This window comes from Foliimonas ilicis (assembly GCF_039939195.1).
In the GTDB taxonomy this organism is placed as follows: Bacteria; Pseudomonadota; Alphaproteobacteria; order Rhizobiales; family Rhizobiaceae; genus Foliimonas; species Foliimonas ilicis.
The window spans coordinates 282,463-304,567 of record NZ_JBDUUH010000005.1; the positions used below are offsets into that span (position 1 = coordinate 282,463).

Genomic DNA, 22,105 nt, shown 5'->3' on the forward strand with positions numbered 1-22,105 from the left:
GTCATCCGCCGCCGCCCATCGTCACGGACATGAAGGCGCGGAAGGTGGCACCGGCTGGGCCGATGGGCCGGTTGCGCGACCACGCCAGGCCGACATCCATGCTGGGGATCGGCTCGACAAGGCCGCGCACCTCGATCCGCTGTCCTTCGAGCGACCATGGCCTGTAGACCATGTCCGACAGCACGGTGACGCCTATTCCGGCCGCCACAAGGGAGCGCACCGCCTCTACCGAACTCGTCGTCAGAACGGTATTGGGTGTGAGACCTGCGGTGTCCCAATAGCGGGAGGCGGTTTTGCGTGCTTCGTCGACGGTCAGCATGATGTAGTCTTCGGCTGCGACATCTGCGAGGGTGATATCCTTGCGGCCGAGCAGGTGATGATCAGCCGAAAGCCATAACCGGCGGTTTGATCGCATCAGCACTTCCTGGACGAGATCGTCAGTATGCGCCAGGTTGGAAACCAGCATGACCGCCATGTCGATCTCCCCCCGTAGCAAGCCTCGTTCAAGATCGTCTCTCGGAAGTTCAAGCAACTCGACGTCGATTTGCGGATAGGTTTTGCGAAAGCGCGCATAGTGCCGCGACATGTAATAACCGACAACCGTATAGGTCATGCCCAGGCGAAGCTTGCCTGTCAGCCCGCTCTTTTCACGAAGAGGGCTTCGCACTGCAGCGGTGACTGCGCTGGTTATGACCCGCGCATGTTCCAGAAATCGCGACCCCTCCATCGTCAGTCTTACGCCGGTGTGGGTGCGTTCAAAAAGTTTCACCCCCAAATCTATCTCCAGCCCCTTGATGGCCGCGGTGACCGCCGACTGAGAGAGATTTAGTTCGGCTGCGGCATGGCTGACCTGACCAGTTTCCGCCGTCGCAATGAAATAATCGAGTTGTTTCAGCGTGATAGTCATGATCTCGATCCGAGTATCTGTTTTTTTTATATCACAATCAAAAAACTACTATTTCACAAGTTCCCTGCATTGCGCAAAAAATGCTGCAACGCCACAAAGATGGCTCTCCAGGGGTAACAACATAATGACCGTCACACTGAACTGTGACATGGGCGAAGGCTTTGGCCTTTATAAAATGGGCGATGATGCCGGCATGATGCCGCTTATCGACGTGGCCAATGTCGCTTGTGGTTTTCACGCTTCCGATCCCGATCACATTCACGCGACCGTGCTTCGCGCAAAAGCCAGCGGCGTCAAAGTAGGCGCTCACCCAGGCTTGCCCGACCTTCAGGGTTTCGGACGGCGCGAGATGCGCATGACGCGCGATGAAGTAAGAAACACTATCATCTACCAGGTGGGAGCGCTCATGGGCTTCCTCAAGGCGGAGGGCGTGGAACTTCACCACATCAAGCCGCATGGCAGCCTATACTTCATGGCCACCCAGCAGGAAGCCGTTGCACATGGTGTGTGCGATGCCGCTGAAATCTTTGGTGTGCCGCTCTTCGGCATGACCGGAACCCTGCACGAGAAAGTCTATCAGGAACGTGGCATTCCGTTTGTTGCCGAGTTCTATGCCGATCTGGATTACGATGCTTCCGGCAAGCTCATCGTGACGCGAGTGCATGACGCCAAGGATCCTGTTGCGATGGCCGAGCGCTGCGTGCGTGCCATCACCAAGGGCAAAGGCACGACCGAAGATGGAGGCGACTTTCCAGTCCGCTGCGAAACCATCTGTGTGCATTCCGACACGCCGAATGCCATCGAAATCGCAAAGGCCGTGCGCGACGCAATCGCGCCTTGGCACTAAAGTCGATCCCGGCCGCCCTTACAGGCGGCTTTTATCAGTCAGTCCGCAGATTTTTGGAGTTCGTTATGGCCCAGATTCTCTCACCTCTTCCAGGTACCTTCTATCGAAGCTCGTCGCCCGACAAACCGCCTTACAAGGCGGACGGCGACGCGGTGGCTGAGGGAGATGTCATTGGTCTTATAGAGGTAATGAAGTCGTTTCATGAGGTTACTGCCGAGACGTCCGGCACCAACATCCGCTTCCTTGCCGACAATGAGGATCCCGTCATGGCGGGCGCTCCTCTCGCGGAAATCGACTGATGTTGAAGAAGCTTCTGATTGCCAATCGGGGCGAGATAGCAGTCAGGATTATCCGGGCCGCGCAGGATTTGGGCATCGCCACCGTGGCAGTGCATTCAGCGGCCGACACAGAGTCACTGCATGTCCAGCTTGCCGACGAGGCCGTCAATATTGGCCCGCCTGCTGCGAAGAAATCCTATCTGAACGTCGAGGCGCTTATAAAGGCGGCTCATGATACCGGGTGCGACAGTGTTCACCCCGGCTATGGTTTCCTGGCTGAAAATGCCGCCTTTTCCGATGCAGTTACCGCTGCCGGATTGGTCTTCGTCGGTCCATCGGGGGATGCGATCCGCCTGATGGGCGACAAGGTCTCGGCGCGTTCGGCTGCCGCTGCTGCCAATGTTCCGGTGGTGCCGGGCTCGGCGGGCCGGTTGGAAGGTGTGGAGGCCGCTCGCGCTGTGCTGGCTGAGACCGGTTTCCCGGTGATGATCAAGGCTGCGGCAGGCGGCGGCGGACGGGGTATTCGTATCGTCAACTCGCTGGCTGAATTCGAACAGGCATTTCCGCAGGCTGAGGCGGAGGCTCTCGCAGCTTTTGGCGATGGTGGACTCTATATGGAGAAAGTCATTGGTAAGGCCCGCCACATCGAGGTTCAGGTGCTGGCGGATGGAAACGATGCCATCCATTGCTATGAGCGCGAGTGCTCGCTGCAACGGCGGCGGCAAAAGGTGTGGGAAGAGGCGCCGTCGCGCGCGCTGCCCGACCGGTTGCGCGAAGAACTCTGCGCTTCGGCGGTCGCACTTGCAAAGGCCGTCAACTATTCCGGCGCGGGTACGGTGGAATATCTTTACGATGACGAAGCCGACCGCTTCTATTTCATCGAGATGAACACCCGTATTCAGGTGGAGCACCCTGTCACCGAGGCAATCACAGGCATCGATCTCGTTGCCGAGATGCTGCGTATCGCTGGCGGGGAGAAGCTGCGGCTTCGTCAGAGCGATATCTCGGTCAAAGGACATGCGATCGAGGTCCGGCTCAATGCCGAGGATCCGGCGAAAGACTTTGCGCCGTTCCCTGGACAAGTTACCGAGCTGCGAATTCCCGGCGGTCCCGGCGTGCGCTTCGATTCCATGCTCTATCAAGGATATAAAGTACCGCCCTTCTACGACTCGCTGCTCGCCAAGCTCATCGTTCATGCCGAGACGCGGGAGGCGGCGATCACCCGTCTCACCCGTGCCCTTCACGAGTTGAAGATCGGTGGTCTCAAAACCACAAAGCCGCTCTTTCTCGCGCTTGCCGCCGATCCCTCGGTGCAGGCCGGGGACGTGCATACTCGCTGGCTGGAAGGCTGGCTCACTGAAAACGCTGCTGGATTGGCAGACTGAAAGGAGACCGATGTCGATACGTTTCAACTTCGGCGGTGACGAGCATATTTTCGGAGAAGTGTCCGAGGAGATGTCGCTAGCCTCCTTCTTCACCGGTCTTTCAATGACCAATGCAGTTCGCGCAGCCGGCATCAAGGGTGTGACGGAAATCTGCCCGGCGAATGCCAGTTTCCAGATACGGTTCAATCCGGACCTGATCGCGCCGCAGGATCTGCTCACCGAACTCAAGTCGATGGAGGAGGCAGCTTCCAAGTCGGATCCGGTGCTGAAGACCCGGATCATCGAACTGCCGGTTTATTTCCAGGATCCGTGGACGCATGAAACCTGCCTGCGCTTCCGCGAGCGTCATCAGGATCCCTCGTCCACCGATCTCGAATATTCGGCTCGCATCAATGGCTATGCCACGGTGGAGGAGTTTATTGCAGCTTATTCCGGCCAACCCTGGTTCGTCTCCATGGTCGGTTTCGTCGCCGGTCTGCCTTTCCTTTATCAGATGGTTGATCGCCCGAAACAGATTCAAGCGCCAAAATATCTGCGCCCGCGCACAGACACGCCGAAGCTCACCATCGGCCATGGTGGGTGCTTTGCGGCGATCTATTCGGTGCGAGGGGCGGGCGGTTATCAGATGTACGGAGTGACACCAGCTCCAATCTACGATCCGGCCAGAAAAGTGCGTTATCTCTCCGACGAGATGTGCCTGTTCAAGCCAGGCGACATCGTCAAGTTCAAGTCCATCAGCCGCGACGAATACGATACTACGCTTGAAGAAATCGAAGGCAATCGTTGGCAGCCGGTGGTGCGCGATTGCACTTTCAGCCTGACGGATTTCAACCGCGACATTTACGGTACCAACGCAAAGCTGATGGAGCTTATCAATGGCCGTTAAGGTAATCTCTCCTGGCCTCTCCACCTCTGTGCAGGACCTTGGCCGTCCGGGCCATTATCATGTCGGTATCCCCGAAGGTGGCGGCATGGACCGCTTCGCCACCCGTATCGCCAATCTGCTTGTCGGCAACGATCCGGGTGCGGCCCTGCTCGAGGCAACCTTCTTGGGGCCAGAACTCGAGTTCACGCAGGCCGCAACCGTCGCGGTCACCGGTGGCGAACTGCCTCCCAAGCTCAACGGCGAGGAACGGCCGACCTGGGAAAGCTTCCCTGTGAAAGCGGGGGATCGGCTTTCCTTTGGCTTCCTGAAGGGTGGCGCGCGCTCTTACATAGCCGTTTCCGGCGGTATCGATGTACCGTCGGTTCTCGGCTCGCGATCCACCTATATTCTGGGCGCGCTCGGCGGTTATCAGGGGCGTACGCTAAAGGCAGGCGACGAGCTTCCGATCGTTCAGGGCGCTGGAAAAGCCGGGCTTTCACTGCCTCAAAACCTGCGCCGTGTGCAAAGTGCTCCATCGGAACTCAGAATGCTGCCAGGCTTATATTGGCACCGTATCACCGAAGCCGCCGGCAAGCGCTTTTTCGAAGAAACATGGAAGGTCGCGCCGGAGGCTGATCGCATCGGCTACCGTTTCCGCGGCGGCACGCCGCTTGAATTCATCGAGCGTGAGCAACCCTTCGGGGCAGGTTCCGATCCGTCGAACATCGTCGACGCCTGCTATCCCTACGGATCCGTCCAGGTGCCGAGCGGAACCGAACCAATCGTTCTTCATCGCGACGCGGTTTCCGGTGGCGGCTACATGATGGTGGGCGTGGTGATATCGGCCGACATGGACTTGATAGCCCAGCTTCAGCCGCACACACCGGCCCGGTTTGTTCCCGTGACGCTGGAGGAGGCGCTCGCGGCTCGTGCGGAGGGCAACGCGACATTGGTTCGCGCTGAAGAGTATCTGGCCGGTTGATACCGGCCAGGGGACTGCCGGCAGAGGAGCCGGAAGGGAGGGGATCGGTCGGCCAAAACCGGCCCCAGCGTGCCAGAAGACAAAATCCGGCGCGCGAAACGACAAGACGATGCCAGAAAATGGCGTGAATTTGGCCATCCGAGCGATCCGCTAGAGATTGCCGGAACCGACAGGGGAAGACACTCGCAACTTGGCCGGCCGCAAGGCCGGACGCTGCGCGCCTTTCCGTCGGCAACAAGAAGGAAAGGGACATGAGTCATCTGAGCGCGGAGAACGTCTCGGTGGCATTTGCAGGGCTAAAAGCCCTGTCGGCTGTCGATCTCCGAATTATGCCGGGCCGCATCAGTGGCCTCATCGGTCCGAACGGCGCGGGCAAAACCACACTCGTCAATGTAATGACGGGTTTCCAGACGCCGACGGAAGGCGCCGTGAAGCTCGGTGAAGAGCACCTGACCGGCCTCAAGCCTCATCAGGTCAGGCGGCGCGGCATTGCGCGAACCTTTCAGGGCGGTCGCCTTTTCCGCGATCTGCCAGTGGTGGATAACCTCGAAGTGACAGGCGTGGGGCTCGGAATGAGCCGGCGTGCCGCCATTGCCGAGGCTGAAGCGATGCTCGACTGGATCGGCATTACTTCCCTCGGTTCGCGTATCGCGGGAACCTTGCCCTATACGGACGAGCGGCGGGTGGCTATCGGCCGTGCTCTTATGGGCCGGCCCGCTTACATCCTGCTCGACGAACCTGCGGCTGGTATGAGCGGACCGGAATCGAAGGAGCTTTCGGCACTCATTCGCCGTATCGCCACCGATCTCGGCTGCGGCGTCCTGCTCATCGAGCACAATGTCGGGCTCGTGCTCGGCCTTTGCGAACATATTGTCGTGCTCGATTCGGGAGCCATTATCGAGGAAGGCACGCCGGGGTCGATCCGCGACAGCGAGAAGGTGCGCCACGCCTATATGGGCACGGCCGCGGATACTGATCTGCCGGTGCTGGAGGTGATGGAATGAGCCTGCTTGCCCTTTCCGACATCACCATCCGCTACAGTAGGCTCACCGCCGTCCGTGATGTTTCCTTCTCTATGGATGAAGGAGAAATCCTGTTCATTACCGGTCCGAATGGAGCCGGAAAATCGTCGCTTCTGCGAGCGATCGCCGGTGTCACCCCGGTGGCGGGCGGGCGGATTGATCTCGCCGGTCAGGAGATAACCAGTCAGCCGCCGGAAAACATCGCACGGCTTGGCTTTTCCATGGTGCCGGAGGGTCGCGAAGTCTTCGGCTCTCTGACCATCGAGGAAAATCTTATGATTGGGACCGGCATGCATGCCCGTGATCGCGGCTGGCGTGTGCGTGCGGCTGCCGAATTGGAAGCCGTCTACGCGACCTTCCCGATCCTGAAAGACCGACGCAATGGACAGGCAGGACTCCTTTCGGGCGGTCAGCAGCAGATGCTGGTGATCGGCCGCGCGCTGATGACCAATCCGAAGCTTATAGCCATCGACGAGCCTTCGCTTGGTCTTGCTCCAAACATTACCGACCAGGTCTATGAGCGGCTGATCGCGCTGCGCGCCCAACGCCAGCTCACGCTGCTCATCGTCGAGCAGAGTTCGGCCCGCGCAATGATGGTGGGCGGGCGGATGATCCTGATGCGCGGCGGTCAGATCGTGCTCGACGGCGATGCCCGCACGCTGGGTAACGGCGAGGCTATCCAGGCTGCCTATTTCGGCTACGAGGACCACTGAGATGCTTCAGATTCTGTTCGACGCACTTTCGCTCGGTTCGCTATATGCGCTCGGCGCGCTCGGCATCGCCCTTATCTTCGGCGTCATGCGGCTGGTGAACTTCGCCCATGGCGATGTCATTGCCTTCTGCGTCTTCGCCTTGTTGTGGCCGTCCACGAACGCAATGGCCATTGTCTTTGCCGGTCAATTGCCCTGGTATCTACTGGTACCCTTCGTCCTCCTATGCGGGGCGGGTCTGTCGGTACTTTGTGAAATCGTCGTCTTCCGCCGGTTCCGAAAGGCAAATCCGGCGACAATGATGATCATCTCCTTCGCACTTGGCTTCGTCATTCGCTACTTCCTGCTGATGCTGTACAGCAGCCGGCCGAAATCCATCTCGCTGTTGCCAAAACTTTCTCAGCCCGTCGAAATCTTCGGCGCCCGGCTGCCGCTCCTTCAGCTGATAACGATCGTCGCCACCATGGCCATCCTGATCGGTCTGACGCTGTTCCTGCGTCAGACGCGTTTCGGCCTGGAAATGCGGGCGGCGGCGGAAAACTTCTCGATGGCGCGCATGCTCGGCGTTCGTGCCAACCGGGTGATCATGGGCGCGTTCGCGCTGTCTGGTGCACTTGCAGGTGCCATCGCACTGATCTTCGGCAGCCAGACCGGGACTGCCGATATCCAGATGGGCGCCTCGATCATGCTGATGGCTTTCATAGCCACTGTCATCGGCGGTCTGGGCAGCCTTGGAGGGGCGGTACTTGCAGGCTTCCTGCTGGGTGCAGCTTCGGTGGTCATGCAAGTTACGCTGCCTGTCGATGCCCGGCCTTTCCGCGATGCCTTCGTTTATGGAGCCGTCATTCTCGTGCTCCTCTTCCGTCCTCAGGGGCTCATTGCCGCCCGCGGCACCAAGGAAAGGGTCTGACCCATGTCCGCTGTTTATTCCGTATCGGGAACTCCGCTCGCCAGCGGTGTGGCGGCTACTAAAAAGCCGGCGCGTTTCTCGCTGGCGCGCCGCACGATCATAACGCCGGTCCTGCTCTCGCTCCTGCTGATCGCCATTACTTTGATCACCGTGATGACGGGATCACGCCCCTTCAACCAGACTGTGATCGACGTTCTTGTCCGCGTCATCTTCGTCGTGGGGCTCTACATCTTCATCGGCAACTCGGGTGTGCTCAGCTTCGGGCATATCGGCTTCACCTGCCTTGGTGCCTATGCCGCCGCCTGGCTGACCATAAACCCCATCATGAAAAGCAGTGCATTGCCGGGGTTACCCGAATGGCTGCTACAGACGCGGCTTCCTTATTGGCAGGCAGCGGTTCTTGCCTCGCTCTTTGCCGGTGTGGCGGCACTGATATTCGGCAGGGTATTGATGCGGCTTTCCGGCATCGCCGCATCGATTGCCACCTTTGCCGTCCTTGCGATGATCAATACCATCTATTCCAACTGGGACAGCGTTACAGGCGGAACTTCATCGGTCGTCGGCATTCCCATCATCCGCACGATCTGGCCATATCTGATCGGTGCCGTCGTCGCCATCTTCATTGCCTGGGCACATGCAATTTCGCGCTCCGGCCTTGCGCTGCGTGCGGCACGCGACGAACCCATCGCAGCGTCGGCATCGGGCGTCGACATTCCCAAGGAACGGCTCGTTGCCTTTGTGGTTTCGGGTGCGGTGATGGGTTTGGGCGGCGCGCTCATGGCGCACTCAATCGGTGTCGTTACACCCGACACCTTCTATCTCAGCCTGACTTTCACAACCCTTTCCATGCTGGTCGTCGGCGGTATGGGCAGTCTCTCAGGCGGAGTGATCGGCGTCGTGCTTCTGTCCGCTCTCATCCAGGCCTTGCGCTGGCTTGAGGCGGGCGTGCCGATAGGCGAGTCGACTTTCGCAATGCCGAAGGGGCTTCAGGAAATAGCCCTCGGCATCATCATGATCGTGATTCTCGCGCTTCGCCCATCCGGCCTCATGGGCAATCGCGAAGTCACCTTACCCCGCAGAAACCGTGGCTAACCGGCGGCCGGAAGCCGCCCGGATATCAACAAGGAGAAGTCAATGGCGTACAAGTTGAGAATTGCGACGACAGCTTTGGCTGTATTGTCGATTGCGTACCCTGCACTGGCCGATGACGACAGGATCGTCGTTGGTTTCGCCACGGCGGAATCGGGTTTCATGGAAGCTTATGACAAGCCCGCCCAGGAAGCGGCAATGATCCGCATCGAGGAGATCAACGCAGCGGGTGGTCTGCTCGGCAAGCAGATCGAGGTGGTCAAGGCCGACACCAAGTCCGACCGCGCCGAAGGTGCCAAGGCCGGTCTTTCGGTGCTCGACGAGGGTGCGGATATTGTGGTCGTGTCATGCGACTATGACTTCGGGTCCCCGGCGGCACTGGCGGCCGAGGACGCAGGGCAGGTCTCTTTCTTCCTCTGCGCGGAATCGATCAAGGCCGGTATCCAGGGTGTTGGCCCGCACAGCTTCTCGGCTTCGGTTCTGGCACCGGTTCAAGGTGCGACCATGGCCGAATGGGCCTTCAAGGAGAAGGGCGCAAAGGATTTCTACCGCCTGCTCGACACCTGGACGGTTTACAACAAAGGTATCTGCGACGGCTTCGATTGGATGATGCCGAAGCTCGAGGCCCAGGGTGCAAAGCTTGTCGGTGAAGACACCTTCAAGAACGAGGACGCGTCCATCGCCGCGCAGATCACCCGCATCAAGTCTCTGCCGAAGGAGCCCGATGCGATCATGTTATGCACCATGATGCCGGGCGCTGTTTCGGCCATCAAGCAGCTTCGCGCCGCTGGTATCAACTCAATGATCCTGAACGGCTCGGGCGTCGATGGCAGCTACTGGCTTTCTGCGGTGCCAGACCTGTCGAATTTCTTCGTTCCTGTTCAGGGTTCGATCTATGGCGACGATCCAAGTGCCGACGTCAACAAGTTCAATGCCACCTATAAAGCAAAGACCGGCGCCGATCCGTCCAGCCAGTATGTTTATCCCGGTTACGTCATGATTGATGTCTGGGCCAAGGCGGTTGAACGCGCAGGCACCACAGAGGCCGACGCGGTTGTGGCGGAGCTGGAGAAGATGAAGGACGAGCCGACGCTGTTTGGTACCCGCACCTTTACGCCAGAGCTTCATCACCAGAACAAGGCACGCTACCTGATCGTCGAAACCAAGGCCGGAAAGCCCGGCGTGGTCGGCGAATGGACGCTTTCCGAGCCGGTACCGATGGAAGCCCTGCTGAAGTAAAGAACAGAAGAAGTGCAAAAAGGCCCGGTCATGTTGCCGGGCCTTTTTCTTTCTGTGGGCGGATTTTGGACTAAAGAGGCCACGTTTGGGCGATTGAGATATGCGCTACCCGCGCGCCTTGCGGTAGGAATCCTTCAGCGAGATAAGGTCGCCTGAAAAAGCGAAGATATCGCAGCCGTCGACTTCGACCCGCTGCCCCGCTGTCGTGGTGCCGACGAAGCGCCAGGACGAGAGGCCGGTGTCGCCTGACACGACGTGGCGCCCCTTGGTCCAGGTGGCTTCGGGGAAGGCATCGAACAACGCCGCATAGGCACCGCGCACGGCGTTGCGCTCCAAATACTTGCGCCCTTCCGCGTCAGGACCGGCAGAGCCGTGGAAGGCGCAATCCTCGGCCATGCAGTCCATCAGCGCGTCCACGTCGCGAGCATTCCATGCCGCCAGGAAACGGTCGAGAACCGCAAGCCTGCGCGCGGAGAGGTCGCTGTCCACTACCTCGACTTCGAGGAAAGCGAGAGGCGCATCGCCCGCATTGATGACATTATGGGCCACGCCAGTCCGCCGCGAATAGGGAACGCCTTGGGTGAGTGCTGCCTGTGATTGCGCGCCGTCAGGGCCTTCGAGACCGAGTTTTCCATTGGTAAGCGGCACGATGACGTAATCATGGCCGTGAATGTGCCATCCGGTCTCGGCCCCGGCGGCAAAGAGCCATTCGGTCACCCGGAAACGCTCGTCGTCGATATGGGTAACAGGTTCAGCTTTCGGGCGGCTCATTCCAATCCCTCCGCTGCAACGGCACCGGTCAGGCGATCGAGCGTCCGGCCCATGCGCGTAATGATCTCGCTCATATCATCTTCCGTCAGAATCAGTGGCGGGCAGAGCGCCAGCTGGTCGCCGATGGCACGGAAGATGAGGCCTTCCTCGTGTCCGATCCGTGACGCGATGGCACCGGCACGCCCAACTGTGGCGAAGGGGCGCTTGGTGGCCTTGTCGGCCACCAGTTCGACGGCTCCGATAAGACCCGTGCCACGCGCGTCGCCGACCAGCGGGTGATCGACAAAGGAACGGATACCGGACTGGAACGAAGCTTCAAGCCGGGCTGCGTTGCCGATCAGATCATGTTCCTCGAAAATGGCGAGGTTTTCCAGCGCCACCGCGGTTGCTACCGGATGGCCCGAGGCCGTGAAGCCGTGGCCGAAATTGCCGATGGTTGCTGTGTTATCGGCGATCGCCTGATAGATTTCTTCCGAAAACACCACTGCGGCCAGCGGCATGTAGGAAGAGGTGATCTGCTTGGACAGTGTCATGATATCGGGTGTGAAGCCGAATTTCTGGCAGCCGAACGGCGTGCCGAGACGGCCAAACCCACAGATCACCTCATCGGCGATCAGAATGATGTCGTTTGCCCGGCAGATTTTTTCAACACCTTCCCAATACCCAGCCGGCGGCGGCAGAACGCCGCCAGCAGCTATCAGCGGCTCTCCGATGAAGGCGGCGATGGTGTCCGCGCCTTCTTCCGCGATTACCGTTTCCAGTTCGGCAAGGAGGCGAGCGGTAAAGGCCGCTTCGTCCTCGCCTTCCATGCCGAACCGGTAGAAGTGCGGGCAGGTCAAATGCCGAACCGGGATCGCAGGCAGGTCGAAGTCGCGATGGTTGATCGGCAGGCCCGTCAGGCTGCCGGACGCGACGGTGATGCCATGATAGCCTTTGGTGCGAGCCAGGAATTTCTTCTTTTTGGGGCGGCCGAGGGCGTTGTTCATGAACCACATCATCTTGACGATGGTGTCGTTGGCTTCCGAGCCCGATGACGTGAAGAACACGCGCGTCAGGTTCTTGGGCGTCATCTCCACGAGCTTCTCGGCGAGCCGGATTGAGGGCTCATGCGCCTTCGAGGAAAAGGTGTGGTAGTAGGGCAGCTTGAGCATCTGCTGATAGGCGGCATCGGCCAACCGCTTTTCCGAGAAGCCGACTGCCACGGACCAGAGCCCCGCGAGACCCTCGATATATTCCTTACCGTGCTCGTCATAGACGCGGATGCCGTCGCCGCGGCTAATGACCAAGGGGCCGGTTTTCTCGTGCTGGCGCAAATTGGTATAGGGATGCATCGTGGTGGCGATGTCGGCTGCGGCGAGAGAGTTGGATAGCGTGTCCATGAAAGTCCTCAGCGGCTTGGGGAAATGATGTATCTCAGGAATGCGAGTCTATGACCCGTCGCATCAGCGCGGCGACATCGCGTGCGTTGGGCGGATCGGAGTGAATGCAGACGGTGCCGAAGGATATCGGGCGGATCGTGCCATCCGTCGTCACCAGTTCGTTGCGGGTAAGCGCTTGCGCCATACGCTCTTCGGCAAGCGGCAAATCGATGGCCGACTGGACGCGAGGGATGATCAGGCTGCCATCCGGCGCATAGGTGAGGTCGGGGAAGAATTCACCGACGAATTCCACGCCGAGTTCGCTGGCTGCTGTCTCGTGACAGGTTCCCGCCATGCCGAAAAGCGGTACGCCGAACGGCTTGACGGCTGCGGCAATGGCCCTGGCGGTGTCCATGTCGCGCGCGGCCATGCCGTAGACGATGCCATGCGGTTTCACATGGCTGAGCTGGCCGCCCTCGGCCACCAGCATCCCGGTCAGAGCGCCGATCTGGTATAGGAAGGCCGCAGTCAGTTCTTCCGGTTGCAGTTTCATTTCGCGCCGGCCAAACCCCTCGCGATCCGGGAGGGAAGGGTGCGCACCGACTTTCTTGCCATACGACAGCGCCAGCCGGACCGTCTTCAGCATCGTCCACGGGTCGGATGCGTGAAAGCCGCAGGCGATATTGGCGCAGTCGATATGCGGCATGATGCCTGCATCGTCGCCGAATCGCCAATTGCCGTAACTTTCCCCCATGTCGCAGTTCAGGGTGACCATCGTTTGCGTACCTCAGCCTAATGTGTTTGCTGCCCAGCGGGGGGCGATGTGCGGGAATTCTGGCTGTTGTTCGCGCTCATGGAGCAGCCGAAGTACGCGTGGCGGCGTCAGCGGCAACTGTCGCACCGGCTTGCCTATGGCGCGTGCCACCGCGCAAGCGATCGCTGCACCTACCGCCAGGATCGGTACCTCGCCCGCACCCTTGGTGCCGAGCGGTCCCATTGATGGAGCACCTTCATAGAGGTCGGCAACGACCGGAACCACGTCGCCAGCCAACGGCAGGCGATAGGTCTCGAAATTGTCTTGGGCGATGCGCCCGTCGGCTGTGATCGTCACCTCTTCGTGCAAGGCGTAGCCCAACCCTTGCACGACACCGCCCTGTATCTGGCCCATGATGGCACGCGGGTTGAGCGCGCGTCCGACATCCTGCACAACGCGATAAGCCAGCACCTCGACATGACCTGTGTCGGGATCGACCGCCACTTCCGCCTCGTGAACGACGAAGACCGGGATATCGAGTGCATCGATGAAATGGCCCATGGCGCAGCCGGACATTGCCGGAGTGTTCTTGGCCGTGAACGCTCCGCTGCCGGATATCGGACCGGTGGTGGCCTGCGCATGGGCAACGACAGCAGGAATCGCCACGCCAGAGCCGGGACGCCCCGAGATTTCCACCCGTCCATTATGCAGTATCAAATCGTCCGGCCGGACCTGCAGCATCTCACCAGCGTTCCGAAGCAGCTTCTCGCGGACTTCGGCGCAGGCGGCGACGCTGGCCGCACCAATGGATACTGTGGTGCGGCCACCGCCAACGCCCACATCGAGGCCGGCGGCGTCGGTATCGGCCTCGCGCACGATCACCTGGTCTGGCGTCATGCCAAGCTGTCCCGCTACGATCTGCGGCAGGGACTGCATCATCGTGCCTGAGCCGATCTCGACGCCTGACGTTACCAATGTCGCGCTGCCGTCGGCGTTCAGGTTCACCGTCGCAGCCGATGGCCCAACGAAGACGAACCATGTGCCGACAGTCGTGGCAGTACCGTAGAGCCTACCGTCGGCCTTGGCCTCCGAGGTGCCGGTCTTTGCCCGCAAGGTCTCCATGCGATCAAGCATCGGACCCAGAACGTCGGCCTCGAAGACCTGACCGGTGGCGCCGAGATCGCCGTCTTGGAGGACGTTTTTCTTGCGGAACTCCATCGGATCGATGCCAAGGGCATCACAGATTTCGTCGGTATGCCGCTCCAGCGCAAACGTGTTGTAGACACCGTTGCAGGCACGAAAAGCACCATTGGGCGGGGTGTTGGTGTAGATGGCGCGGCTGACAAGCCGGGTTGCGCCGACCCTGTAATTGCCGCCCAGCGTGTGCGCGGTCATCGTGGTCAGAAAGACCTGTTCGCCGCCATAGGCCCCGCAATCCATCAGAACGACTGCCTCGCGTCCGACGATTTCTCCCGCGGCGGTGATTGCTGAACGGATACGGATTTCCGCATTTTCGCGGCAGAGGCAGGTGGCCATTTCTTCCTGTCTGCTGTTTTCCAGCACCACCGTGCGCCCCGTCATCCTCGCCAGAAGTGCAGTGATCGGCTCGATGGAGGCATCGAATTTCAAGCCGAAGCCGCCGCCGACAGGCGGCACCGTGACCCGCACGCGGCCAGGCGGAAGCTGCATGACCTTTCCGGTAACATTGCGAACCGTCCAGGGCACTTGCGTTGAAGTCTGGATGTGAGCGCGTCCGTCTTCCCAGGAGCCGATGGCAACGCGCGGCTCGAAGGGGATGTGGCTTTGGCGCCCGACGATGAAGCTGCTCTCGATGATCCGAACGTCGGGACGGGCGAAGGCAGCATCGACGTCGCCACGAGAGGATTTGGCTTCCCAGGCAATGTTACCGGCACGAGCGCCGCCTTCGGTGATTATTTCATAGTTGCGCCAGTCTTCGTGAACGAGCCGAGTGTCCGGGTGCAGCGCTTCGGTCATGGTGAACACCGGTGCTAGCGGTTCGACCTCCAGCACGATTGCCGCAAGGGCTGCTCGCGCCTGCTCTTCCGTCTCGGCTGCGACGACGGCGATGGGTTCGCCGTGATAGCGGATCGTATCGATGGCAAGCAGCGGATGGTCGGCAATGCCGATGCCGTAGAGACCGGGTGCGTCGGCTCCGGTCGCTACCGCGCGGACGCCGGGACAGTCGTGTGCCGCCGAAACGTCGAGCCGCCGGATACGTCCTGCCGCCACCGTCGAGCGCAAAAGCACGGCGTGCAGCATGTCGGGGCGAACACGGTCGTTGGTGTACTTTGTCCTTCCGCGCAGCTTGTCCTGCGCATCGCGGCGGGGAAGATTCATCACAGTGGCAGACAGCTCAGACATTGATGACCCCTGCCGTCTCAGTGGTTTTGCGATGCTTGTCGAGACAGTCGACGACTGTATCGATGATCCGCTCGTAACCGGTGCAGCGGCAGATGTTACCGACCATGGCGGATCTGATTTCAGGACGGCCCGCGCCGGGATTGTCGCGCATGAAGGCTGAAAGGCTCATGACCATTCCCGGAAAACACATGCCGCATTGCACGGCATCCGCCGCCTCGAATGCGGCCTGAAGCGGATGCAATGCTTCGTTGCCGGAACTCAACCCTTCGATAGTGGTGACTTCACATCCGTCCACGAGACCGACCGGCTTCAGGCAGGAAGGCACGGCCTCGCCATCGACATGGACCGTGCAGGCGCCACAAAAGCCTTCGCGGCAGACAGCCTTCGTGCCCGTCAGGAAGCGTTCCTGCCGCAATATGTCGACGAGCGGTGTCATAGGATCGTTGCGAAAGCGATAGTCTTCGCCATTCAGCCGGAATGTCACCGTCATGCCAGATCCTCTGTCTTGAGAAGTGCGGCCATGCCGCGCTTGACCAGTACCGGAAGAACCTGACGCCGATACCAACCCTCAGCGTCCGTGCCGTCGCGCCCGTGAAAGTCGTTGTGTTCCGATGCCAGCTCGGCAACGTGCGCAGGATTGGGCGGAAAACCATTCGGCTCGGCAGCCACTGCTTCTTCCAGTGCGGTCCAGCGCCGCGCTACCTGTTCCACCGAGCCGACCGCGATACGAAACCGTTTGTCGTTACCTAGCGCGACAGAGACGATTGCAACCGGGTAGTCACCAGCCTTGCGAAGCGGCAGTCGGATATGGGCGCTTGCGATCAGGTCGCGGCGCAGATGAATCTTTGTCAGGATCGCATCAGTCAGTAAAGTCGGCCGGTCTCTCAGGAAGTCCGAAATGCCGATGAGCTTCGGGCCTTCGATAGTCTCTATCTCCACCATTGCTTCGCAGACAAGAAGGGCAGGGGCGAGGTCTGCGGCAGCAAAATCCAAGGTACAGAGGTTGCCGCCAACGGTCGCAACCCTGCGGATGCCGGGGTTGGCTGCGCCCTCGGCTGCTGCAACCAGAGCCTCGAAACCTGCAAGCCCTCGCAACATGCGGCCAAGGACCGCGTGAGTAACCGCAGCACCGATAACGGCATGGTCCGGGTCGATTTCGGCCTTGGATAAGGTCGGAATCCGGTGGAGCGTGACGACCGCCTCGGGAAGACCGACCCCGCGCCGGAGATCGCGCATCATCCATGTGCCGCCTGCAAGCACTGCCGCGCCCTGCTGGCGGGCGACCAATGCTTCGTCAATACTGCTGGCCACGGTGAATGATCGTTCCAGGCTTTGCGCCATTTTTGTTACCCCTCGGAAACTGCCATCTTCTTGTGGCACTGCAGCATTGTTGCTCCAGCTTTGGGATCTTGTGAAATAGTAGTTCTTGGAATGTGATATCAAAAAAACAGATAATTCCAGTTGATGGCGAGCGCCCGCATGATTTCGCGGCGCTCGCCCTTCGCCAGAGGGTCAGCCCCAGTGGGCGACAGTGCGCTTTTCATAACTTTCGCGGAACTGCGCCGTGGTTTTTGGGAGGACTTCGCCCGTCTCCCAGTCCAGGATCACGGCATAGTGCCGAACCACATCAAGGGTATTTATCTCGCCGGACAGGTATTTGCGTGCGACCTCGGCTGGATCCATCCGCGCTCGATCCTTGCGGGTTGCCCGAATGTCGGCACGACAGGCTTCGGTGGCCGCTGCGTCGATTTCATATTGGCAAAGATCGCGGTCGATTTCGAGGATCACTACGCCATAGTCGGTTTTTGCGCGTTCCAGAGAAACGTAATCGTCGATGACGTCCTCCATCACTTTGGCGGGATCGCGCTCCAGGGGATCGCCGAAGCCGCCACCGCCAGCCGTTGGCCGTGCGAACTCATCGCCGGTATGAACGGCATGGTCGGAGAACACGGAGCCGAGCCATGTCGCCGTGTCTTCTCCGGCCCGCTTGAGCGTTAGGCCGTGCGGCATGGAAGGCAGGCCGCCTTCGACGCCCCAGACCACGGCGCGCTCGCGGTCGCAGATATAGGACATGACGGCATTCTCCGCTTCGAGCAGCACGGAGGTCTTCTGCACGCCGACGCCGCCACGCCATTTGCCGGGGCCTGCCGAATCCTGCTTGATCTGGAACTCCGTGGTCCGTGTCGGGTTCACCCGCTCGTTGCCCTCGTTCGGCTGCGACATGAGGCCCGTGCCGAAGCAGGCGGTGGTGACGTCGGCACCATCCTTGCCATTGCGTCCGCCCCAGCCGCCGGGCAGCCATTCGTAGAACATGAAGATCGGCTTTTCGGGTTTGCGTGCATCGCGACCGCCCGCCAGCAGATATTCGAGGTTGAAAGCGCAGGCGATGGCGCGTTCGGGCATGATTTTGGACCACATTTCGAAGATCGCGTTCATGATCTTCTCGAATGGCATCAGGAACCCGGTCACCGCGACAGGCCATTCCGCGCTAACCACGCTGTTCTTCGGCGCGGTCACCTCGATCATGCGATAAAATCCGCTGTTGAGCGGAAGATCAGGGAAAAAGGTCTTCATGCCAGCGACCACCGCCGAGAAGGTCGCGCCCGGCGCGGAATTGTACATCGAGGCAATGGTCGAATGGCTTCCGGTGAAGTCGTAGTGGATCGTGTCGCCCTTGATCGTCATTTTGATTCGGATCGGGATCATTCCTTCGCCGGCGCCGAGATCCCGGTCGATGTAGTCGACCGTCTCCCAGGTGCCGTCGGGCAATTCGGCCAGACGCTTTCGCACGGCACGTTCGACGTAGTCCTGTACCTCCTCCATGCCACGCGTTACCTGATCGCGCCCGTATTTCTTGACGAGCCTCAGCAGTTCGCGCTCGGCCGCCTGTGTTGCCTGCGCCTGGGAATGGATGTCCCCGATGATCGATGCCGGATCGCGCGTATTGGCGGCGATCATGTTTGCCACGTCGGAGCAGAAGCGACCGCGTTGAAAAAGGCGTATCGGCGTGATCCGCAGGCCTTCACGGAACATGTCGCGGGCCGTAACGTCGAAAGAACCGGGCACGGAGCCACCGAGATCCGACCAATGACCGTTCGACTGCGAAAAGCCGATCAGCTTGTCCTCGTCGAAAATCGGCCGGACGAGCCGAACGTCGTTGAAATGCGTTCCGCCGGCATAAGGATCGTTGATGGCATAAACGTCGCCGGGCGCCATGTCGCCTTCGAAGACGCGGATGACGTCCTTGCAGGTGTTGTGCAGCGTGCCGACATGGACCGCGATGTCGTAATTGCCCTGGGCGACCGAATTTCCGTCGGCATCGTGCAGGGCATTGGAAAAGTCGCGATTGTAGATGACGAAGGAGTAGCAGGTACGCAGCATCTGCTCGGCCATCTGATCGACGGTGGTGATGAAGGAGTTCTTCAAAACCTCGAAAGTTACCGGATCGAGGCCGGCGGAGGGTTCAACCATCTTTGTCATGTCTCAGCCTTTCGTTCCAATGAGGATGTTGAGGAAACCGTCGACGGTCGCACTCATTCCCGGCGGAACCACTGTGGTGGAATCGAACTGTTCGACGATTGCGGGACCGGCAAAGGCCGCGCCCGCGCTCAGCCGCTCACGCTCATAGACCGCGGCATCATGGGCAACGCCGTCAAACCAGACGCTGCGGCGCCCAACCGGTTCGGGCTTGTGAGGCGAAACGTCGTATTTCGGTATCTCGGCTTTCGGAACAATGCCAACCGCCTTCACTGCAATGCGGAAGATGGAGACGGGCGCTTCTTCGCGACGGTAGTTGAACTCGCGCTCGTGCTCGTTGTGGAATGCCTCGATCAGAGAGCAGATGCTGTCGATCTGCGCGGGCGCAGAGACGGCAAGCGAACGCCACTGGCCCTGATACATCATCTCGACCGTGCGCTGCAGCGCCATGTCTTCCTGCGCCACGCCCTCATGGGCAAGGCGCTCGACGGCCTGTTCCTCCATTCGGACGAAGGCCTTCTGCATCTCGGCAGGTGAAACGGTTGAAGCGTCGGCCATGAAGCTTTCCGAGAAATCGTGCTGCACGTCGACGAGAAGACAGCCAAGCGCGGAGGTGACGCCCGGATTGAGCGGAACGATTACGGTCGGGATCGACAGTTCCTTGGCAACTGCAGCGCCATGCAAGGCACCAGCACCGCCGAAGGCGACGAGCGCGAAGTCGCGCGGATCATAGCCGCGGCTGATGGAAAGCAGTCGGACAGCATTGGCCATATTGGCGTTGGCCACGGCGATGATCGCCTCGGCTGCCTTGTGCGGTTCCATGCCGAAAGGAGTTGCCACGGTTTCCTGCACGGCCTCCGTCGCGAGGGCAGGGTCAAGCGTGATTTTGCCACCGGCAAGGCTGGTGCCGAGACGGCCAAGCATGACGTTGGCGTCGGTGTTCGTGGCCGTGCGGTTGCCGTTCTTGTAACAGGCGGGGCCAGGATAGGCACCGGCCGATTGTGGTCCATTGCGCAGGCTGCCGCCTTCGTCCTGCCAGGCGAGTGACCCGCCGCCCGCACCGATCGTCAGCACCTCGATCGAGGGGAAGCGGATCGGGTAACCATATTCGATGTACCAGTCCTTCGTAATGCGCGATTCGCCGTTCCAGGCGAGTGAAACGTCGGTGCTCGTGCCGCCCATATCGAAGCCGATCGAGTTGGGGAAACCGCAGAGATTACCGATGAAGCGGCTGGCGATCGCGCCTGCGGCAATGCCCGACCCGGCAAGCCGGGCGGAAAAATCCTTGACGCTTGCGGGTGTCATGACGCCGCCGCCCGAATGGAGCAGCAGCAGGTCGCGCTTGTAACCTGCAGCGGCAAGCTTTTCGCCCAAACGCGAGACATAATCGACCACGACCGGCGCGCAGACGGCGTTCGCCATTGTGGTAGAAAAGCGTTCGTGCTCAAAGATTTCCGGCATCACCTCGGACGAGACCGAGACCGGCACGTCGGGCATGACTTCCTTGAGGATATCGCGCATGCGGCGTTCGTTGGCGCCGTTGACGTAAGAGTTCATGAAGCAGACGGCGATGGACTTGACCTCGCGCTTTTTCAGCACGTCGGCCGCACGGCGGGCGTCTGCCTCGTTCAGCGTTTCGAGGATCGTACCTTCCGCATCGATCCGTTCCCGAACGGTCAGCCGATCGCGACGCGGGATGTATGGTTTGGCGACGTCCTTGTAGGTGTCCCAGAGGTCTTCCTTGTTGGCACGGCGGATTTCGACGACGTCACGAAACCCTTCGGTGCAGACCATGGCGGTGCGCGGCAGGCGGCGGGTAATCAGCGCATTGGTCGCGACCGTGGTGCCATGCGAGAACATCGTCACCTCCGACAGGTCGATGCGGCCTTGTTCCACACCATTCATGATTGCCTGCATAGGATCGTCGGGGGTGGACGCGGTCTTTTCGATGCGGATCGCGCCGCTGTCTTCGTCCATGATGCAAATGTCGGTAAAGGTTCCCCCGACATCTACGGCAACTCTGGTTCTGCTCATAATGTTTCCTTCGCAGGCTTGAAATGTTTCGGGCATGACCCGTCAGTCGCCGCCCCGGCGGGAACGGCGTTAATAAAATTCGATCGGGAAAGCGGCTAAGATGCCGCGCGCTTTAGTGTCGTCCGCGTAAGGTCGACGGGCGTCCTGCCCGGATGGCCGCCTCACGGCGGGTATCGGTGGGCGCGCAACCGAAACGCGACCGGTAGTGCTTGCAGAATTGCGACTGGTCGGCAAAACCCCAGCGATAGGCGATTTCGGCGATGCTGCTGGAGTTGGTCAACAGCATCAATTCCTCCGCGCAGCGGTCAAGGCGATTATCCCGGATAAAGCCGTTGATCGATTTGTTGCTGTCCTGGAAAAGTCCCTGCAGATAGCGCAGGGAAATTCCGCAGGCATCTGCCACGGCCTGTGGTCCAAGATCGAAACTCTTCAGATTGTCGCGGATATACTGCTCGGCACGGTGTAGATGACCAGCCCGGATCGGCGAGATGCTGCTGTCGAGCACGCGGTCATCGCTGACGATAGACAGGCACAACATTTCCAGAATGTGCCGGCCCGCCATCTCGCATGCGGCTTCACCGATATTGTCGGCATGGCCGATCGTGGTGCGGACCGTATCGATAAAGAGCGCGGCCACGCCTTGTGTGGCATCGAAGCTGAGTGCGCTGAGCCGCTCGGCCGATCCTATCCGCGCCCGCACGCTCGACGATGGCACCTTGAGAACCCAAAGCGCGTTCGGCTTGCCGTGCCAGAATTCGTAAGGGGCATCGCCGCGTTCGAGGAGGAAGCCGCCCGGCGCGCATTTCACGGTGCGCGACCCTTGTGAGAAATTCACCTCCGACATTTCCGGAATGGTGATAAGAAGACTTGCATCGCGTTCGTTGAGGAAATGGCGGCGGTGCCGGCGATAGCTGACGGCGTTGCAGCGCATTTTCGAAACGCTGACGGGGCCTAGCGAGAAGATTTCGAGCGACCCGGAAAATTCTCGACGATTTTGATATTCCGTGTCGAGCGGAAAATAAGCTTCGGTCACTGCGGCCTGCCAGGCGTCTCCGCCCGTGGGGCCGCCGATCGTATCGACGACGTATTTCATTC

20 protein-coding genes are annotated in these 22,105 nt (G+C 60.3%); 10 read left to right on the forward strand and 10 right to left on the reverse strand.

From position 1 onward, the window contains the following. Nucleotide 1: 1 nt before the first annotated feature. Nucleotides 2-907, reverse strand: coding sequence for a LysR family transcriptional regulator (locus tag ABFT80_RS13645; protein WP_347972471.1), 906 nt, complete (start codon nt 905-907; stop codon nt 2-4). 124 nt (nt 908-1,031) lie between these two features. On the opposite strand from ABFT80_RS13645, the gene ABFT80_RS13650 reads away from it, so the two are divergent. The 10 genes from ABFT80_RS13650 to ABFT80_RS13695 all read left to right on the forward strand — a co-directional run bounded on the left by ABFT80_RS13650 (nt 1,032) and on the right by ABFT80_RS13695 (nt 10,234). Then, nucleotides 1,032-1,754 (forward strand): LamB/YcsF family protein, encoded by a 723-nt coding sequence (locus tag ABFT80_RS13650; RefSeq protein WP_347972472.1) that lies wholly within the window; start codon nt 1,032-1,034, stop codon nt 1,752-1,754. A gap of 65 nt (nt 1,755-1,819) precedes the next feature. Further along, nucleotides 1,820-2,053, forward strand: coding sequence for an acetyl-CoA carboxylase (locus ABFT80_RS13655; RefSeq protein ID WP_347972473.1), 234 nt, complete (start codon nt 1,820-1,822; stop codon nt 2,051-2,053). Next, nucleotides 2,053-3,417, forward strand: coding sequence for an acetyl-CoA carboxylase biotin carboxylase subunit (locus tag ABFT80_RS13660; protein ID WP_347972474.1), 1,365 nt, complete (start codon nt 2,053-2,055; stop codon nt 3,415-3,417). Before ABFT80_RS13655 ends, ABFT80_RS13660 begins: the two co-directional genes overlap by 1 nt. Before the next feature lie 10 nt (nt 3,418-3,427). Further along, on the forward strand, nt 3,428-4,303 hold the full coding sequence (locus ABFT80_RS13665; RefSeq protein WP_347972475.1) for a 5-oxoprolinase subunit B family protein: 876 nt from the start codon (nt 3,428-3,430) through the stop codon (nt 4,301-4,303). Beyond that, on the forward strand, nt 4,293-5,264 hold the full coding sequence (locus tag ABFT80_RS13670; RefSeq protein ID WP_347972476.1) for a 5-oxoprolinase subunit C family protein: 972 nt from the start codon (nt 4,293-4,295) through the stop codon (nt 5,262-5,264). Before ABFT80_RS13665 ends, ABFT80_RS13670 begins: the two co-directional genes overlap by 11 nt. Before the next feature lie 251 nt (nt 5,265-5,515). Further along, nucleotides 5,516-6,268 carry an ABC transporter ATP-binding protein gene (locus tag ABFT80_RS13675; protein ID WP_347972477.1) on the forward strand — a complete coding sequence of 251 codons (753 nt, stop codon included), beginning with the start codon at nt 5,516-5,518 and terminating at the stop codon, nt 6,266-6,268. Continuing rightward, nucleotides 6,265-6,999: an ABC transporter ATP-binding protein gene (locus ABFT80_RS13680; protein ID WP_347972478.1), complete on the forward strand. Its 735-nt coding sequence runs from the start codon at nt 6,265-6,267 to the stop codon at nt 6,997-6,999. Before ABFT80_RS13675 ends, ABFT80_RS13680 begins: the two co-directional genes overlap by 4 nt. Before the next feature lies 1 nt (nt 7,000). Beyond that, nucleotides 7,001-7,906: a branched-chain amino acid ABC transporter permease gene (locus ABFT80_RS13685; RefSeq protein ID WP_347972479.1), complete on the forward strand. Its 906-nt coding sequence runs from the start codon at nt 7,001-7,003 to the stop codon at nt 7,904-7,906. Nucleotides 7,907-7,909: 3 nt separating this feature from the next. Beyond that, complete coding sequence (locus ABFT80_RS13690; RefSeq protein WP_347972480.1) at nt 7,910-8,998, forward strand: branched-chain amino acid ABC transporter permease; 1,089 nt, start codon at nt 7,910-7,912, stop codon at nt 8,996-8,998. A gap of 42 nt (nt 8,999-9,040) precedes the next feature. After that, nucleotides 9,041-10,234: an ABC transporter substrate-binding protein gene (locus ABFT80_RS13695; protein WP_347972481.1), complete on the forward strand. Its 1,194-nt coding sequence runs from the start codon at nt 9,041-9,043 to the stop codon at nt 10,232-10,234. A 105-nt stretch (nt 10,235-10,339) separates the two neighbouring features. On the opposite strand, the gene ABFT80_RS13700 is transcribed toward ABFT80_RS13695, so the two are convergent. From ABFT80_RS13700 to ABFT80_RS13740, 9 genes are all read right to left on the reverse strand, one after another. Next, complete coding sequence (locus tag ABFT80_RS13700) at nt 10,340-11,005, reverse strand: nuclear transport factor 2 family protein (protein WP_347972482.1); 666 nt, start codon at nt 11,003-11,005, stop codon at nt 10,340-10,342. Further along, nucleotides 11,002-12,384, reverse strand: coding sequence for an aspartate aminotransferase family protein (locus ABFT80_RS13705; RefSeq protein ID WP_347972483.1), 1,383 nt, complete (start codon nt 12,382-12,384; stop codon nt 11,002-11,004). The genes ABFT80_RS13700 and ABFT80_RS13705 overlap by 4 nt, the downstream gene beginning before the upstream one ends. 34 nt (nt 12,385-12,418) lie before the next feature. Then, nucleotides 12,419-13,138, reverse strand: coding sequence for a LamB/YcsF family protein (locus ABFT80_RS13710; RefSeq protein ID WP_347972484.1), 720 nt, complete (start codon nt 13,136-13,138; stop codon nt 12,419-12,421). Nucleotides 13,139-13,150: 12 nt separating this feature from the next. Beyond that, nucleotides 13,151-15,499 (reverse strand): xanthine dehydrogenase family protein molybdopterin-binding subunit, encoded by a 2,349-nt coding sequence (locus tag ABFT80_RS13715; protein ID WP_347972485.1) that lies wholly within the window; start codon nt 15,497-15,499, stop codon nt 13,151-13,153. Beyond that, nucleotides 15,492-15,989, reverse strand: a complete 498-nt coding sequence (locus tag ABFT80_RS13720) for a (2Fe-2S)-binding protein (protein WP_347972486.1) — start codon at nt 15,987-15,989, stop codon at nt 15,492-15,494. The genes ABFT80_RS13715 and ABFT80_RS13720 overlap by 8 nt, the downstream gene beginning before the upstream one ends. Beyond that, entirely contained in the window at nt 15,986-16,840 is an 855-nt protein-coding gene (locus ABFT80_RS13725) for an FAD binding domain-containing protein (RefSeq protein ID WP_347972487.1), read from the reverse strand. The genes ABFT80_RS13720 and ABFT80_RS13725 overlap by 4 nt, the downstream gene beginning before the upstream one ends. A 171-nt stretch (nt 16,841-17,011) precedes the next feature. Further along, nucleotides 17,012-18,979, reverse strand: a complete 1,968-nt coding sequence (locus ABFT80_RS13730; protein WP_347972488.1) for a hydantoinase B/oxoprolinase family protein — start codon at nt 18,977-18,979, stop codon at nt 17,012-17,014. Nucleotides 18,980-18,982: 3 nt separating this feature from the next. Then, entirely contained in the window at nt 18,983-21,010 is a 2,028-nt protein-coding gene (locus tag ABFT80_RS13735) for a hydantoinase/oxoprolinase family protein (protein WP_347972489.1), read from the reverse strand. Between the two features lie 112 nt (nt 21,011-21,122). Beyond that, nucleotides 21,123-22,103, reverse strand: coding sequence for an AraC-like ligand-binding domain-containing protein (locus ABFT80_RS13740; protein ID WP_347972490.1), 981 nt, complete (start codon nt 22,101-22,103; stop codon nt 21,123-21,125). Nucleotides 22,104-22,105 lie beyond the last annotated feature (2 nt).

Excerpts from the sequence above, each read along its gene's own strand:
- ABFT80_RS13645 (WP_347972471.1), bottom strand. The coding sequence starts at position 907 with ATGACTATCACGCTGAAACAACTCGATTATTTCATTGCGACGGCGGAA.
- ABFT80_RS13650 (WP_347972472.1), top strand. The coding sequence starts at position 1,032 with ATGACCGTCACACTGAACTGTGACATGGGCGAAGGCTTTGGCCTTTAT.
- ABFT80_RS13655 (WP_347972473.1), top strand. The coding sequence starts at position 1,820 with ATGGCCCAGATTCTCTCACCTCTTCCAGGTACCTTCTATCGAAGCTCG.
- ABFT80_RS13660 (WP_347972474.1), top strand. The coding sequence starts at position 2,053 with ATGTTGAAGAAGCTTCTGATTGCCAATCGGGGCGAGATAGCAGTCAGG.
- ABFT80_RS13665 (WP_347972475.1), top strand. The coding sequence starts at position 3,428 with ATGTCGATACGTTTCAACTTCGGCGGTGACGAGCATATTTTCGGAGAA.
- ABFT80_RS13670 (WP_347972476.1), top strand. The coding sequence starts at position 4,293 with ATGGCCGTTAAGGTAATCTCTCCTGGCCTCTCCACCTCTGTGCAGGAC.
- ABFT80_RS13675 (WP_347972477.1), top strand. The coding sequence starts at position 5,516 with ATGAGTCATCTGAGCGCGGAGAACGTCTCGGTGGCATTTGCAGGGCTA.
- ABFT80_RS13680 (WP_347972478.1), top strand. The coding sequence starts at position 6,265 with ATGAGCCTGCTTGCCCTTTCCGACATCACCATCCGCTACAGTAGGCTC.
- ABFT80_RS13685 (WP_347972479.1), top strand. The coding sequence starts at position 7,001 with ATGCTTCAGATTCTGTTCGACGCACTTTCGCTCGGTTCGCTATATGCG.
- ABFT80_RS13690 (WP_347972480.1), top strand. The coding sequence starts at position 7,910 with ATGTCCGCTGTTTATTCCGTATCGGGAACTCCGCTCGCCAGCGGTGTG.
- ABFT80_RS13695 (WP_347972481.1), top strand. The coding sequence starts at position 9,041 with ATGGCGTACAAGTTGAGAATTGCGACGACAGCTTTGGCTGTATTGTCG.
- ABFT80_RS13700 (WP_347972482.1), bottom strand. The coding sequence starts at position 11,005 with ATGAGCCGCCCGAAAGCTGAACCTGTTACCCATATCGACGACGAGCGT.
- ABFT80_RS13705 (WP_347972483.1), bottom strand. The coding sequence starts at position 12,384 with ATGGACACGCTATCCAACTCTCTCGCCGCAGCCGACATCGCCACCACG.
- ABFT80_RS13710 (WP_347972484.1), bottom strand. The coding sequence starts at position 13,138 with ATGGTCACCCTGAACTGCGACATGGGGGAAAGTTACGGCAATTGGCGA.
- ABFT80_RS13715 (WP_347972485.1), bottom strand. The coding sequence starts at position 15,499 with ATGTCTGAGCTGTCTGCCACTGTGATGAATCTTCCCCGCCGCGATGCG.
- ABFT80_RS13720 (WP_347972486.1), bottom strand. The coding sequence starts at position 15,989 with ATGACGGTGACATTCCGGCTGAATGGCGAAGACTATCGCTTTCGCAAC.
- ABFT80_RS13725 (WP_347972487.1), bottom strand. The coding sequence starts at position 16,840 with ATGGCGCAAAGCCTGGAACGATCATTCACCGTGGCCAGCAGTATTGAC.
- ABFT80_RS13730 (WP_347972488.1), bottom strand. The coding sequence starts at position 18,979 with ATGACAAAGATGGTTGAACCCTCCGCCGGCCTCGATCCGGTAACTTTC.
- ABFT80_RS13735 (WP_347972489.1), bottom strand. The coding sequence starts at position 21,010 with ATGAGCAGAACCAGAGTTGCCGTAGATGTCGGGGGAACCTTTACCGAC.
- ABFT80_RS13740 (WP_347972490.1), bottom strand. The coding sequence starts at position 22,103 with ATGAAATACGTCGTCGATACGATCGGCGGCCCCACGGGCGGAGACGCC.